At 52.3% G+C, this 377-nt stretch carries 1 protein-coding gene; it reads right to left on the bottom strand.

Going from position 1 to position 377, the window contains the following annotated elements:
* Positions 1 to 136: 136 nt before the first annotated feature.
* The coding region (locus AC3XQU_RS23210) for a hypothetical protein (RefSeq protein WP_489876511.1) at positions 137 to 377 on the bottom strand (241 nt) is incomplete at its 5' end.

The following is a 377-nucleotide window of genomic DNA, read 5'->3' as shown; positions in this document are numbered from 1 at the left end:
CGAGATGCCTAACACCAGACACTACAAACGCCGACGGCGTCCAGCGCTTCCTGGAGAGCACGCGAGGAAGGCACCGAACATTTTTTGAGTAAAAAAAACCTGCCCGGGAGGGGCAGGTTGGGTGAATCGGGTTAAATCAACCGCTGGAAGGTTGCGGGTTGAAGGCTTTCGCCTGTTGATCGATCGATGGGCAGACCTTTGTAAGGTTCGTCAGGTCCCGCCGGCGAATTTCAACAGCATTACGGTTTGCATTACTTAAGTGTGTTCTTGCACAAGCTGACTCTGCTGCGGCAGCTTGAATTTCTGCGATTGATGCGGCTTCGTAGGAATTATAGATCCCTACGCTGGCCCAGAGAGTAAAGCTACTAGCTGTTACC

The sequence above is a fragment of the Telluria sp. AZSoR62 genome (genome assembly GCF_058111565.1).
Note: the sequence above shows the minus strand (reverse complement) of the source record. Positions and strands in the feature narration are given on the sequence as shown.